General features: G+C 44.3%; 14 protein-coding genes. 6 read left to right on the top strand and 8 right to left on the bottom strand.

The genetic code is table 11. From position 1 onward, the window contains the following. Window positions 1-134: 134 nt before the first annotated feature. Both QUE24_RS11365 and fliK read right to left on the bottom strand, forming a co-directional pair. Window positions 135-428, bottom strand: coding sequence for an EscU/YscU/HrcU family type III secretion system export apparatus switch protein (locus tag QUE24_RS11365; protein ID WP_286303950.1), 294 nt, complete (start codon window positions 426-428; stop codon window positions 135-137). After that, window positions 425-2,113, bottom strand: a complete 1,689-nt coding sequence (fliK, locus tag QUE24_RS11360) for a flagellar hook-length control protein FliK (protein WP_286303949.1) — start codon at window positions 2,111-2,113, stop codon at window positions 425-427. The genes QUE24_RS11365 and fliK overlap by 4 nt, the downstream gene beginning before the upstream one ends. 65 nt (window positions 2,114-2,178) lie before the next feature. On the opposite strand from fliK, the gene QUE24_RS11355 reads away from it, so the two are divergent. Together QUE24_RS11355 and QUE24_RS11350 are read left to right on the top strand one after the other, a co-directional pair. Then, entirely contained in the window at window positions 2,179-2,715 is a 537-nt protein-coding gene (locus QUE24_RS11355; protein WP_286303948.1) for a hypothetical protein, read from the top strand. Window positions 2,716-2,771: 56 nt separating this feature from the next. Next, window positions 2,772-3,059 carry a pentapeptide repeat-containing protein gene (locus QUE24_RS11350; RefSeq protein ID WP_434013674.1) on the top strand — a complete coding sequence of 96 codons (288 nt, stop codon included), beginning with the start codon at window positions 2,772-2,774 and terminating at the stop codon, window positions 3,057-3,059. On the opposite strand, the gene QUE24_RS11345 is transcribed toward QUE24_RS11350, so the two are convergent. Genes QUE24_RS11345 through pgl form a run of 4 tightly spaced genes read right to left on the bottom strand, consistent with a single transcriptional unit; the run spans window position 3,048 to window position 5,770 of the window. After that, window positions 3,048-3,665 (bottom strand): DUF2238 domain-containing protein, encoded by a 618-nt coding sequence (locus tag QUE24_RS11345; protein ID WP_286303946.1) that lies wholly within the window; start codon window positions 3,663-3,665, stop codon window positions 3,048-3,050. The genes QUE24_RS11350 and QUE24_RS11345 overlap by 12 nt on opposite strands. Before the next feature lie 21 nt (window positions 3,666-3,686). Then, window positions 3,687-4,067, bottom strand: coding sequence for a Co2+/Mg2+ efflux protein ApaG (apaG, locus tag QUE24_RS11340; protein WP_286303945.1), 381 nt, complete (start codon window positions 4,065-4,067; stop codon window positions 3,687-3,689). Window positions 4,068-4,070: 3 nt separating this feature from the next. Next, on the bottom strand, window positions 4,071-5,057 hold the full coding sequence (gene glk / locus QUE24_RS11335; protein WP_286303944.1) for a glucokinase: 987 nt from the start codon (window positions 5,055-5,057) through the stop codon (window positions 4,071-4,073). Window positions 5,058-5,062: 5 nt separating this feature from the next. After that, window positions 5,063-5,770: a 6-phosphogluconolactonase gene (gene pgl / locus QUE24_RS11330; protein ID WP_286303943.1), complete on the bottom strand. Its 708-nt coding sequence runs from the start codon at window positions 5,768-5,770 to the stop codon at window positions 5,063-5,065. Window positions 5,771-5,940: 170 nt separating this feature from the next. Between pgl and QUE24_RS11325 the strand changes: the two genes are divergently transcribed. After that, window positions 5,941-6,630, top strand: coding sequence for an SIMPL domain-containing protein (locus QUE24_RS11325; RefSeq protein WP_286303942.1), 690 nt, complete (start codon window positions 5,941-5,943; stop codon window positions 6,628-6,630). A 45-nt stretch (window positions 6,631-6,675) separates the two neighbouring features. Here the strand turns inward: QUE24_RS11325 and ilvA are convergent, their stop codons facing one another. Next, a complete protein-coding gene (gene ilvA / locus QUE24_RS11320) occupies window positions 6,676-8,190 on the bottom strand; it encodes a threonine ammonia-lyase, biosynthetic (RefSeq protein ID WP_286303941.1) in 1,515 nt (504 codons plus the stop codon). Between the two features lie 162 nt (window positions 8,191-8,352). Between ilvA and rpiA the strand changes: the two genes are divergently transcribed. The 3 genes from rpiA to lolD all read left to right on the top strand — a co-directional run bounded on the left by rpiA (window position 8,353) and on the right by lolD (window position 11,012). Beyond that, the gene (rpiA, locus tag QUE24_RS11315) at window positions 8,353-9,018 is read left to right on the top strand and encodes a ribose-5-phosphate isomerase RpiA (RefSeq protein ID WP_286303940.1); all 666 of its coding nucleotides are present in this window, start codon (window positions 8,353-8,355) and stop codon (window positions 9,016-9,018) included. Window positions 9,019-9,085: 67 nt separating this feature from the next. After that, entirely contained in the window at window positions 9,086-10,333 is a 1,248-nt protein-coding gene (locus QUE24_RS11310; RefSeq protein ID WP_286303939.1) for a lipoprotein-releasing ABC transporter permease subunit, read from the top strand. Then, window positions 10,326-11,012 (top strand): lipoprotein-releasing ABC transporter ATP-binding protein LolD, encoded by a 687-nt coding sequence (lolD, locus tag QUE24_RS11305; protein ID WP_286303938.1) that lies wholly within the window; start codon window positions 10,326-10,328, stop codon window positions 11,010-11,012. The genes QUE24_RS11310 and lolD overlap by 8 nt, the downstream gene beginning before the upstream one ends. Here lolD and QUE24_RS11300 read toward each other — a convergent pair. After that, window positions 11,001-11,531 (bottom strand): DUF2062 domain-containing protein, encoded by a 531-nt coding sequence (locus QUE24_RS11300; protein ID WP_286303937.1) that lies wholly within the window; start codon window positions 11,529-11,531, stop codon window positions 11,001-11,003. The genes lolD and QUE24_RS11300 overlap by 12 nt on opposite strands. Between the last annotated feature and the right edge of the window lies 1 nt (window position 11,532).

Genomic DNA, 11,532 nt, shown 5'->3' with positions numbered 1-11,532 from the left:
ACCGGAAATTAAACATGCACTGACGATATCGGATATATATATTAAAATCAACACTTAATGTTAATTTTGTAATGCTAATTATAAAGTTTATGAGTCGCTCGGAACGAAATCTTCATACCTCAAAAGTATTTAGCTCAGTTTCCATTTTTATTTTCTCTTTTATTTACAGGAACTTTTCCCGATATCAGATAGGCGTAAGCAATCACTTCTGCTATCACCCGATAAAGCATCGGTGGAATTTCTTCACCCAAATTCAGTTCACTTAACATCTCGGTCAACAGCGCATCTTCACGCAAAGGAATATTGTGCTCCCGAGCAATCCGGATAATCTCTTCAGCAATATCCCCTTGACCACTCGCCGTGACAATAGGAGCATTCTCGCCATCATATTCCAGGGCAATCGCCTGTAATACATCCTTTTCACTCATACTGAAATATCCACAAGATAATCGTTCAAACGTGTCGTGTTTACGGGCGTCACCGGAGTAACAAGCGCCTGTCTACAACTCAGGTGATGAATGGAAAACCCCATCTCATTGAGTCGTCCATCTAAGTTATCTAAGTGACTTGAAAGTAAGTCTGCACTCTGCTGGCGTTCGGCCAAAATCACCACACTCACATTTTTGTCTTGCAGACTAATACGAGCCTGCATCGGACCTAAATTTTGCGTTTCCAGGTTCAACTGCACTTGCCACAGCACAGAGTCGTCATCTGTATTTTTGTTAGGAAAATGTTGCTCAACTCGCATTTGCAATAGTTCAAGTTGCTGCTTTTCTTTAACAGGTAAATCAAACAACCAGACATTCGCATTGGTATTCAAATCATTATCCTGCACCATCGATAATTGATTGAATTGAATTTTTGCACTGACCGATTCCACATCCTGTAACAAATCTCTCATCATCTGATACTCAATAGCACGTGTAACAGCTTGTTGAGCATTTGCTGTCATATTCATGGTTGGCAATGGCATAGCAGTTGACGTATTGGGCGATGCTTGGGGGGATTGTGTTTTTTCAGCTGTTGTTGCTGTTGTTAACCCCGCCAATAAACTGAATAAGAGCTGCGTTGGTGTCTGTCCTCTATTGGCTAAAGCAGGTGAAATTTGCGCAGGTAGCGCACGCAGTTCCTGAGGGGCTGATAACACTTGTTTGATTGCTGTCTGAACCTCCGTAGGCAGTTGTTTAACCAACTCAGGATTATCCAGAATTTTAGGTAGTAATGGTGACTGTATATGTGCTTTCAGCGTATCAGCTAGACGCATTAAGTTGGCTTTCAAATTCTGCTGTAAATTTGGTTGTGCTACATTTTGTTTCAACTGACTTTCAAGAAAAACACCGCTATTGTTGATAGTTTGTTGTAATTTATCTGGCTGTTGTAATGTCTGCTTATCGACTAAATTTTGGATTACATTGGTCAATGCCTGCCTGACAGGCTCAGGCAAGGTGGGTGTATTTGTGGCCGAGGTATTCATTGTCGCCGGCTTAGTGACGAAATTTTGTAATAACGGTAATAACGCTCTTTGGTAACTGACAATACGCTCTTCACGTGTCGCATTATCTGGCATTATTTTGACTGATAAAGGTAAGGTTTTTAGAATCTCAAGCGCCAGCTTATCGCCAACCTTAAATCCTTGATTAAGGTGACTGACATTAATTTCCATATGCTTGGGTAAAGCCGCATTTAATTGACTAAGTTGAGCTGCTTGCGAAGAGTTAACTGTCGGATCAGTCACAAATTTAGGTATGACTAACAGCTGGTTTTGTGCGAGTAGCTTCACCACATCGGCAGCGATGACCTGTCCGGCTTTTAATAGCGTAGCTAATGTTGCTGCTTGTATTTCAGGCTTAGCTGACACTACGGGTGTGAGTTGAATCACGGGTTGGCCCGACTCAATAGACTTCTGCAATATGACCTTCTGTCCAGCAGAGAGATCTTGTTGTGTGTTGACGTGGACAACCTTATCTCCGAGCTGAAGTTTGACTTGTTCGGCATTCACTCTTGCGATGACGGTTGCCTCCATTTTTTGTCCGGCAGGCAGCGTGTCTACCAGTTTTGCAGAGGCATTTGAAATCACTTCCGTGTTAGGCTGTTGGAATCTATTTATTTGCATAAAGCCACTATACAAGTCGACATGGTGCTAGTATAGCAATCTGGTTATTGCTAAGAGCAATGGCAATGAGACATAAACACGGACAATGGTATATTCGTAAGCAAGGGAAAATTTCTGGCCCTTTTACAGCTTCCGTTATCAGTAATCATTTAAAAGTGGGGAGACTTACCTCAGATGATGAGGTATCCAGAGATCGACGACATTGGCATACTTTAGCTGATTCTGACGATTTCACTGTCCCCCAACAAAAGGCTTCACCCATCAAGGGTTATATGGATGAGCGTACTGGTGAGGACAGACGCAATAACCCACCCACAGAAGTTGACGAGACTATTCTGCAACAACGCAAAGGCGAGAGACGCGAGGAAGAAGCCGACATTGCTCTAAAAAGACGAGCTCTGCGTCGCACCTTAATGCACCGTCATCGCAACCGTCATCAGAAAATACTTTGGCCCAGCTTAGTCATTTTAATCATACTCAGCGTGGTCGCCAGTTTAGCCTTTTTTATCCAACCAAACTGCCAACGCCGCAATCTGATTGTCAATCACCAGCCGCCCCCAATGTTAACTGGAATAACTGTCAGCTTTCTGGTCAACTTCTGACAAATGCTGATCTCTCAATGGCCCAAATGCGGGGTAGCATTCTCACTGATAGCAACATGATGAATAGTCAGTTATCAGGAGCAGATTTAGCGTATAGTGACCTACGTAAAGCAAATTTGAGTTATAGCCAATTAAATAATGCTGATCTTAAAGGTGCTAACCTGCGAGAAGCGGATTTAGTCGAAGCAGATCTATCGAATGCGGACTTATCGTATGCTGATCTAACTGATGCTAATATCAGCGGTGCCATTACTCTCACGACTAAATTAGACAACGCTATATGGATTGATGGCACGGTGTGTGGCAAAAACTCTACCGGAGTGTGCCGACGGTCAGTGCAATAACACACCCAATTGACGATCTTGGATGCGAGCAAAAAACCATTGAGCAAATAGGCTGCCGTTTAAAGCCAAGAACATATCCCATTGTGTATCCCAGTTATCACCTTGTGTTCCCAGAAAAGCTTCTGCAGCCTGGGCGTTAATCACTGCAGCCGCCCACTCCACAAACTCATAACAAGCACTGATGGCAAGACTGATGGAACACACTATAAAAAATAACCATTTGCCGCGTTGCAGTGGTGAAGTCCGTAATAGTATTTCACGGGATAACAGAGCCGGTACCACGCCCTGGATAAAATGACCCAACCTATCATAATGATTGCGGGCTAGATCAAACGTTTGTTGAATCCATTCAAACAATGGATTTTCTGCGTAAGTGTAATAACCACCCACAATTAATATAAAAGCAAAGAGACTGATCGCTCGAACGGAAATAATCGTCAGAGGAAACTGTCTGTGAGTGATAAGCAATGTGGGTATGGCTATCATCACGGGCACGGTTTCCATAAACCAGGTCAACCGGTCTGCCACAGGATCAATAGCAGAAACAAGCAAAGCTATTGAAACTAAACTTAGCCAGACGACTTTCTCTTTATTGCTTGTCAGCATTCTGAAAAGCTCAGAAGACAATCAATGTAGCGTGCGTGGAACAGCTAGGGTAAATGCCGGAATATTGACTTCGAATCGCTCACCATTATCTCCCAGCATCTTGTAATGACCTTGCATCATACCGACAGGTGTATCCAACATTGCTGCGCTGGTGTAAGTGAATTCCTGCTCAGGTGCAAGATAAGGATGCAGGCCTACCACACCATCCCCTTCCACTTCCTGCTCATGACCATCACCACCGGTAATTTTCCAATAACGGGACAATAATCTGGCCGATGACTGACTCTGATTCTTAATGGTGATCGTATAAGCAAACAAATAGCGTGCTTTTTCTGGATCAGATTCTTCATCCAGGTAGGTGGTTTCTACATCAACTAAAATATCGTTATTATGTTCATTCATATGTTAATTATACATGGCTTTTTGTGCTAAGAAGCGAGCACCTTTTAGCCCGACTTCGTCATCAAGCACGATATGAACCGGTATCTGCTCCATCAACATTGTCATGCGGCCTTTTTCAACAAAACTGTTGATAAATGACGGCGACCTGAACTTGGCAATATTTTTCAGCAAAATATTACCCACCAGATAAACGCCCCCTCGAGCCAATGTGGTCAGCGCTAAATTACCAGCTTGAGCAGCGTAAATACGTACGAACATATCTAAGGCTTCATTTGCCAAAATATCATTCTTTTCTATGGCGAACTGGCTGATAGCCGATGCGGCATCACCGTTTACCATCGCCAGACGTAACGCGTTATTTTCATCAATTTGCTTATAGTCCCGTAGGAAATGATAGAGACTGACAAGCCCGCTTCCACAAACAATACGATCATAAGAAACATGACCATGTCGCTGCTGGAGATGCTCCAGGAAAAGCTGTTGGGTTCGATCTAAGGGGGCAAAATCAACATGCCCGCCTTCTGTTGCAAAAACTTGCCACTGATTCTCCTGCGGAATCAAAATAGCTTGTCCTAATCCGGTACCAGCACCTAATACAACACGGGGATATGACTGATTCGGTTCCCCCGCTTGTAACGTCTCAACCTCGCTATCAGCTAAACCCGCAATACCATAACCCACTGCTTCGAAATCGTTACAAAGTATGACCCTTTCAATTGAAAACTGCTTTTCAATGACACGGGCATCTAACTTCCAGGGCAACTTAGTGACTTGGCCATATTGTCCACTCACCGGACCCGCCAGTGCGACACAAGCAATGTTGATAACACACGACTGAGGAAGCTGTTCAATAAATGCCGTCAGGATGGCATCGAAGGTATCAAAGCGCTGACTGTCTAATTTCAGCTTATGGGTCACTTGGCCATTTGCATCGGATAACTCAAATAGCGTTTTAGTCCCACCTACATCGACAGCCAGCACATGTGTCATGGTTACTAACCTGCAGCCGCCTGATCCATAAACCAATAATAATCGTGTTGAGGCGCCAAACGCTGAACAGGTAAGCCTGATACAGCATCGCTGGTAATATCACTTACGATAGCCGCTTTTGCTTCTCCTGCGATGAAAACAATCACCTGACGTGCGGCATTAATAACAGGATAGGTGATAGTCACACGCCATGAGTCAAATTTCTCAACATAAAGATGAGTGGTAAGTGTATCCGTCACATCTAAAGCAGGCGTGTCTGGAAATAAGGATGCAATATGTCCATCAGGCCCCAATCCGAGCAGCACTAAATCAAATGGTGCATCTTTCATCACAAATTTCATAGTATCGGCATAACGAACAGCGACATCAGCCGCATCCCCACTCTCAGTTGGCATGCGATGCACATTCTCTGTTGGAATAGGAATTAAATCGATCATGGCCTGACGCGCCATTTTAAAATTGCTGTCATCGTGAGTAGCGGGAACACAACGCTCATCACCAAAAAACAAATGTACCCTAGCCCAGTCAATCTGTTCTAAATAAGGTGAGGTAGCTAATTTTTCATACAAGCCTTTAGGTGTTGAACCACCCGCCAAGGCCACATAAAAAACACCTCTTTTTGCAATCGCTGATCGAGCTGTACTGACAAAATGTTCTGCGGCTGCTTTAATTAAACTCGTCGCATCAGGCAGGATTTTTTGTTCTGCTTTCATTGTGTTCCTCAATTTTTGATTATGTAAACTATGCTGAAATACAAACGGTGAGTTTTATACAACGTCACCATCAATTTCGACTGATTATTGCCAGCATGATATATCAAAACTTAACGCTTTTGAGCTAGTCTTAAAAGACGCAGCATTTTTATTCAATTAAGGAAGGACCTATGAAACACACTTTGGCATTTATTTCGCTTTTAGCCATCAGCCCCCTCACTTTTGCTGAAGACCTTGCTCAAATGGGTATAGTCTCACTCGATACCAGCGCCAGCATGGATGTTGAAAATGACGAACTAATTACGCGTTTACAAGTATTTGAACAAGGAAAAGACCCTGCCAAATTAACTGATATGGTCAACAAAAAAACAGCGCTGGTTCTGGATGCGGTGAAAAACTTCAATGCGATTCAAGCTGAAACATCCAATTACACCACGCAGCCCGTTTATGATGAGGGCAAAATTGCCAGCTGGCGCGTTAGTCAGCAATTGACGCTTGAAACCCGCCAGTTTGATCAAATGAGTCAGTTTATTGCGGACATCAATACACTAGCCAATATTCAATCTATGCAGTTTATGGTCTCAGACGATCGTGCTGAAAAAGTCAAAACAGATTTACTTAAACAAGCTATCAGCAAATTCAAAGATAAAGCACAACTCATCAGCACTGAATTTGATCGCAGTGGTTATGAAATTGTGTCCATATCCATTGATGGTAATTCATTTACCCCAATGCCAATGATGGAACGCGCCAATATGATGTCAGCGGATATGAGAGTCAAAGCTGCACCAGCTGCATTAGCCGGCGGCAGTAACGAAATTTCAGTGAACATTCGCGGCAGTATCAAACTCAATCAATAAAGCCCAAAGCCACGGCAGCATAAAATGACTGCCGTGGCTGTCTTATTACTTCAGAAACAGATCGTAAGCAGGATTGTCGGTCTCTTCCCAGTAAGTGTATCCAAGCGTATCCAAAAAGATTTGGAACTCCTGTTTATAATCATCACCCACCTGAATGCCCACCAGCACACGACCATAATCAGCCCCATGATTACGGTAATGGAAAAGGCTGATATTCCAGCGCTGACCAATGCGCGTTAGAAACCGTAGTAAGGCGCCAGGGCGCTCTGGAAATTCAAAACGAATTAGACGTTCATTATCTACCTGAGGGGCATGACCACCGACCATATAACGTACATGTAACTTGGCAGTTTCATTATCGGTGAAATCAACCCAGTCATACCCAGCTTGATCCAGCTGAGAAAATAATTGTTGGCGTTCTTCTTCCTGGCCGTTCATTCTGACACCAACAAAAACCTGAGCTTGTTTGTCATCAGCGTAACGATAATTAAATTCGGTAATCCCTCGTTCACCCAGTGTTTTACAGAATTTTTGGAAGCTGCCTGGTTGTTCATCAATTTTAGTGGCAAACAAGACTTCTCGACGCTCACCAATTTCAGAGCGTTCAGCAACATGACGTAGACGATCAAAATTAATATTGGCACCACTATTGATGGCAACGAGTTGCTGATTTTCCATTGGGTTGTTGGCTAAGTATTTCTTCACGCCAGCCACGGCGAGTGCGCCAGATGGCTCAGCAATAGAGCGCGTGTCCTGAAAGATATCCATAATGGCTGCACATAACTCATCACTACTGACAGTCACGACCTCATCCACTGTTTCACGACAGATTCTGAAAGGTTCGACACCAATTTGTCTGACCGCCGTGCCATCAGCAAACAATCCGACTTGATCCAGTTTGACACGCTCATCCGCCTCCAGCGCCGCTTTCAGGCTAGCTGCATCGGCCGGTTCAACCGCAACGATTTTAATGTCTGGCCAGAATGCCTTGATATAAGCCGACACACCGGATATCAATCCACCGCCACCGACAGGCACAAATACGGCATGAATAGGATCAGGGTGTTGACGGATAATCTCCATCGCAATCGTGCCTTGTCCAGCAATGACTTCAGGATCATCATAAGGGTGAATAAAAGTGCGACCATCTTTCTCAGCAACGGATAAGGCATAAGCACTGGCATCGTCATAACTATTGCCGTGCAGTTTAATTTCCGCACCATAAGCCCGCACCGACTCCACCTTGATAGGTGGTGTAGTTTTGGGCATGACAATCAAAGCAGGAATATTCATTTTATTCGCTGCCAGCGCTACGCCTTGCGCATGATTGCCCGCTGAGGCACAAACAACGCCACGTTCTCGCTCATCAGCAGATAACTGACTCATACGATTGTAAGCGCCGCGTAATTTAAATGAAAAAACCGGTTGAAGATCTTCTCGTTTAAGCAAAATCGTGTTGCTTAATCTCTTCGATAAACGAGGCATAACCTCAAGAGGTGTCTCATTTGCCACATCATAAACGCGCGCTTTAAGAATTTTTTCTACGTATCCAGTCAGCATTTCAGCCCAAATCAGTCAGTTATGTTGAAAAAAAGACTCAGTGATCAACAGCTAAATCCTGTCATCATTTTCTAAGCAATCGCTTACGTTACCATTGACCGCCATTTATCTCTATAATTGCCGGGATAATTTTTAAGTGTATTGAAACAAAGGAAGCTGCATATGAATGCTGATGAAATGAAAAAACAAGCTGCGTGGGCAGCGCTTGAGTACATCAAAGGTAACGGAATTGTCGGTGTTGGCACAGGCTCTACCGTGAATCACTTCATTGATGCGCTGGCCACCATCAAAGATCGTATTGAAGGCGCAGTATCAAGCTCAGAAGCCTCAACACAAAAATTAGAAGCGAATGGCATCAAAGTATTTGATTTAAATGATTGCAACGACATCGAAGTGTATGTCGATGGCGCAGACGAGTCTAACCACTTACTCGAATTGGTCAAAGGTGGTGGCGGTGCGCTGACACGTGAAAAAATCATTGCCGCAGCCAGTAAACAATTTGTTTGTATTGCTGATGCATCTAAACTTGTCGACGTTCTGGGTAAATTCCCTCTTCCTGTGGAAGTCATTCCAATGGCACGCAGCTACGTTGCTCGTGAAATCGTCAAGCTGGGTGGTCAACCTGTCTATCGTGAAGGTGTGATCACAGATAATGGCAACGTAATTCTGGATGTTCATGGTTTAGATATCATGGAACCTATTAAATTAGAAAAAACACTGAATGATATCGTCGGTGTAGTCACCAACGGTTTATTTGCGATGCGCCCAGCAGATGTCCTGTTACTGGGTTCACCAGAAGGAACCAAAACCGTCTTCGCGAAATCATAAAAGGCGAAACATGGACTGATCCTGCTTAGCAGGATCAGTTTTCTCTCTCATCACTATTGGCGACATTATGTTCAGACCGCTCAGTCTCTATATCGGCATGCGTTATACACGCGCCAAACGTCGTAATCACTTCATTTCTTTTATTTCATTAACCTCCATGCTCGGTGTGGCATTAGGTGTAGCCGCTCTCATCACCGTGCTGTCTGTCATGAATGGGTTTGAAAAAGAACTGAAAGATCGCATTCTCGGTATGACCTCACATGCGTTCATCACTGGCGAGGATGGCACGCTGAGAGACTGGCCAGATTTACAGGATTTAATTAAGCATGATCCCGACGTGATTGCCTCAGCTCCATTTGTAGAGGGTCAGGCCATGCTCAGTCAGGGAAGCCGTGTCAGAGGCACGCTGGTTCGCGGTATTGATGCCGATATGGAACAAAGTGTTTCTACGATTGGTGAGAAAATCATTCAAGGCAAATTAGCTGATTTAACTGACGGTAGCTTTGGCATTGTCTTAGGTAAAGATTTAGCTTCCGCTATGGGCGTGACAACCGGTGACAAAATCACCATGATCACACCACACGTTAGTCCCACACCCGCAGGCGTGATTCCTCGTCTTAAACGTTTAACCGTTGTCGGTATTTTTGAAATAGGTATGTATGAATATGACAGCGGTCTAGCCGTGATGAATATCAACGATGCCGCTAAATTATTCAAAATTCCCGATCGCGTCACTGGCTTACGCTTAAAGTTTGATGATGTCTTCAAGGCACCACAACTACTTCGCAAAGTCATGCAGGATGTTCCCGTTAATTATCGAGCTGCTGACTGGACATTCCAGCACGCCAATTTTTTCCGCGCCCTAAAAACAGAAAAAACAGTGATGTTTGTCATCCTGATGCTTATCGTGGCAGTAGCAGCATTTAATATCGTATCGACCTTAGTGATGATGGTCACCGACAAACAATCTGATATCGCTATATTGCGTACCTTGGGTATGAGTCCACGCAGCGTTATGGGTATCTTTATGGTGCAAGGCACGTTAATCGGTTTAATCGGTACCGCCATGGGTGTTGTTGGTGGCGTGCTGCTGGCCTGGAATATTGAGTCTTTGATCGCCAGTTTAGAAAAACTGCTCGGGTATCAATTCATGCCTGCAGATGTGTATTACATCAGTAGTTTGCCATCACAGCTAGAATGGAGTGATGTCACCGTCATTGCTATCACGGCTTTTGTCTTATCGATTCTTTCCACGCTTTACCCTTCCTGGCGTGCATCACAGATTAAACCGGCCGAGGCGCTTCGTTATGACTAATCAAGCAGTATTATCTGCCAGCCAATTATCAAAATCTTTTACAGATGGTCAGTTAAAAACCGATGTGCTGAATAATGTGAACCTGACTGTAAACCGTTCTGATCGTATTGCCATTATCGGCAGTTCTGGTTCTGGTAAAAGCACCTTATTACATATCCTTGGTGGACTTGACTCCCCCACAGAGGGCCAGGTACTGGTGCAAGGTCAAGATATTCACGCCATGAAAAATAAAGCGGCAAGTCGATTACGTAATCAGCAGTTGGGTTTTGTGTATCAATTTCATCATTTGCTGCCAGAGTTTACGGCTGTTGAAAATGTCGCTATGCCATTAGTGATTGGAGGCATGTCACCCACCTCAGCTCAAGAACAAGCGACTGAACTGCTTGATAAAGTCGGACTAGCCCATCGCTTTCAACATAAACCCAGTGAATTATCGGGTGGTGAACGCCAACGGGCAGCCCTGGCCAGAGCATTAATCACCGAACCCGCCTGCTTACTGGCGGATGAGCCAACGGGCAATCTGGATCATCGAACAGCTCAAGGGATTTTTGATCTGATTCTGAAATTAAATGAAGATTTTGGCACGGCATTGGTGATCGTGACTCACGATACAGGGCTTGCCGCTAAAATGGATCAACAACTGACATTGATTGATGGCTGTCTGGCTTCAGGAGCCTGATTTATCTTTTTGTTGGCGCTGACGTTGTGTCCATGTATGGATAACAACCAGTCGCCAACCTATTCGAACAAAAAGAATCCCCGCTATGGCGGATACCAGTCCTAGAATTGTGCAACCTAAGAGTAGTGGTTGCCATATGGCCAGAAACTCTTTTGAAAACCATTCCCAAGTCAGACTAAAAGCTGGGGCGCCCATGGGGATACTCAATACCCAAGCCCCGAGTTTATAGGCGTAGAAAAAAATAGGTGCCATGGTGAAAGGATTAGTAATCCAAACACCCATCGCTGCAATAGGAAGATTCACCCGGAATAAAATGGCTAATGCCGCTGCAATAAACATTTGACCAGGAATCGGCATAAACCCAACAAACAGCCCTAACGCCACCCCACCTGAAATAGAGCGTCGATTGGTATGCCATAAACGTGGTTCAGTTAGTCGCTGACCAAACTTACGCAGATGTGGATGTTCGCGCATCGTGTTGTGATCTGGCATGATGCGTTTTAGGAATTTACGAGGCATA

It is taken from the genome of Methylophaga marina (assembly GCF_030296755.1).
Lineage (GTDB): Bacteria > Pseudomonadota > Gammaproteobacteria > Nitrosococcales > Methylophagaceae > Methylophaga > Methylophaga marina.
Note: the sequence above shows the minus strand (reverse complement) of the source record. Positions and strands in the feature narration are given on the sequence as shown.

Coding starts and splice junctions, on each gene's coding strand:
- QUE24_RS11350 (WP_434013674.1), top strand. CDS start 2,772: ATGATGAATAGTCAGTTATCAGGAGCAGATTTAGCGTATAGTGACCTA.
- apaG (WP_286303945.1), bottom strand. CDS start 4,067: ATGAATGAACATAATAACGATATTTTAGTTGATGTAGAAACCACCTAC.
- ilvA (WP_286303941.1), bottom strand. CDS start 8,190: ATGCTGACTGGATACGTAGAAAAAATTCTTAAAGCGCGCGTTTATGAT.
- QUE24_RS11365 (WP_286303950.1), bottom strand. CDS start 428: ATGAGTGAAAAGGATGTATTACAGGCGATTGCCCTGGAATATGATGGC.
- QUE24_RS11300 (WP_286303937.1), bottom strand. CDS start 11,531: ATGCCTCGTAAATTCCTAAAACGCATCATGCCAGATCACAACACGATG.
- pgl (WP_286303943.1), bottom strand. CDS start 5,770: ATGAAAGCAGAACAAAAAATCCTGCCTGATGCGACGAGTTTAATTAAA.
- QUE24_RS11325 (WP_286303942.1), top strand. CDS start 5,941: ATGAAACACACTTTGGCATTTATTTCGCTTTTAGCCATCAGCCCCCTC.
- rpiA (WP_286303940.1), top strand. CDS start 8,353: ATGAATGCTGATGAAATGAAAAAACAAGCTGCGTGGGCAGCGCTTGAG.
- fliK (WP_286303949.1), bottom strand. CDS start 2,113: ATGCAAATAAATAGATTCCAACAGCCTAACACGGAAGTGATTTCAAAT.
- lolD (WP_286303938.1), top strand. CDS start 10,326: ATGACTAATCAAGCAGTATTATCTGCCAGCCAATTATCAAAATCTTTT.
- glk (WP_286303944.1), bottom strand. CDS start 5,057: ATGACACATGTGCTGGCTGTCGATGTAGGTGGGACTAAAACGCTATTT.
- QUE24_RS11355 (WP_286303948.1), top strand. CDS start 2,179: ATGAGACATAAACACGGACAATGGTATATTCGTAAGCAAGGGAAAATT.
- QUE24_RS11310 (WP_286303939.1), top strand. CDS start 9,086: ATGTTCAGACCGCTCAGTCTCTATATCGGCATGCGTTATACACGCGCC.
- QUE24_RS11345 (WP_286303946.1), bottom strand. CDS start 3,665: ATGCTGACAAGCAATAAAGAGAAAGTCGTCTGGCTAAGTTTAGTTTCA.